This window comes from Pseudoalteromonas sp. APC 3893 (genome assembly GCF_030408095.1).
GTDB lineage: Bacteria > Pseudomonadota > Gammaproteobacteria > Enterobacterales > Alteromonadaceae > Pseudoalteromonas.
Genome location: NZ_JASDCD010000009.1, coordinates 24,398 through 25,789, shown reverse-complemented (window position 1 = coordinate 25,789; position 1,392 = coordinate 24,398). Strand labels below are relative to the sequence as shown.

Here is a 1,392-nt window from a genome sequence, read left to right as displayed (position 1 = left end):
GCTCAGAAATCCTCTTGTTCCATTTATTATTTGTCTAATAAATATCTAACTCGGTTCAGGCACCGCTATTTATTATTCAATGACTTTTTATAAGTCTTTATTACGAATTTCCCAGTCTCCAAGTTATTGAATCACTGGCGCTATGGGATCACCAAAACTATTGAGTCGCCCGAGCTATCGAACGGGTAACGATGAGATTTGCAACCCGGATGCTTCCACCTCGGATAAATTTGTTTTCATAAAAGAAACCTTGACGCCCATCTCGGGCAAAATATTGGGGGACAATTGGTCTAGTTCAATCCTAACCTTTATGCTCGCCCTGGCTCGATTAACAGCGGGTATAATAGCTATCACTGAACCCTGATGAGACTGATCCGGATAGGCATCCAAAACCACCGATACCTGCTGACCGTGTCGAACCCGTCCGATCACTGCCTCACTAATATCGACTTCCACTTCTAAAGAACTCATATCAACAATGGTGCAGATCCCTGTTCTGGTGAATCCACCACCCGCGGATGATGGCGCAACAATTTCTCCTGCCTGGGCATTTTTTTCTATCACGACTCCGGTAAAAGGTGCGCGTATCGAATAATCCGCCTCCAAACTTTGCAATGAGGCCAGCTCTGCCTTCGCATGAGCTAGGTTCGCTTCATTTTCTTTTAATCGGGCCACACGAAGTTGCCGACTGAATTCTGCTTGGATTAATTCAAGCTCCACCGTAAATTGATTCTTTTTTAACTTCTGTAATTCAATATCTGCTAACTTCAATTCAATTTCTGCGTACTTTTTTTGTGCAGCAATGATGTCGATTTTTTTATTGGCAATTTCAATTTTCTTTTTGATATTTGTGCTGTCTAGTTGAGCCAGTATCTCTCCCTGAGTGACCCGCATGCCCTCCTCAAATTTAACATCCTGAATTAACCCCATAACTTTTGAAGAAACCGTCGCAATTTTTCGTGCCACAACATACCCTGAGGCGCTCAACTCCGAAGCAGACTCAGTCAGATATTTCGACTCATCCCTGACTGGCGGGTCTATGGGCATGGGAGAAGTAAGCTTCTCCGTCACAGCGACTCCCGCTTTTTCGACAACCGGCTCAGCAGAACCAAACAAGGCATAACCGGCAATAGCAAAGAGTGATACTAGAGATATTACAACGAGGACTGTAACTTTACCGCCATTAGACTCGTTTACTTCCGTGTCTTTGCTCATCAACTCACTAATTAATTTTTTATTATCTAAACTCATCGCTGTTAACGCACCTTTTTCCATAATTTGTACAGTTTACATACTGTCATGCAGTGACTTGGAGCTTTTCTAACTCTTAATTTTTCGATCTCTTAATTTTTCGATCTCTTAACTTATTAGATAATATTTGTTCTATTTTGA

1 protein-coding gene is annotated in these 1,392 nt (G+C 42.0%); it reads right to left on the bottom strand.

The genetic code is table 11. From position 1 onward, the window contains the following. Window positions 1-174: 174 nt before the first annotated feature. The gene (locus tag QMA12_RS12105) at window positions 175-1,275 is read right to left on the bottom strand and encodes an efflux RND transporter periplasmic adaptor subunit (protein ID WP_290210250.1); all 1,101 of its coding nucleotides are present in this window, start codon (window positions 1,273-1,275) and stop codon (window positions 175-177) included. Between the last annotated feature and the right edge of the window lie 117 nt (window positions 1,276-1,392).

What these genes read in the sequence shown, in the direction of transcription:
- QMA12_RS12105 (WP_290210250.1), bottom strand. Translation starts at nt 1,275, where the DNA reads ATGGAAAAAGGTGCGTTAACAGCGATGAGTTTAGATAATAAAAAATTA.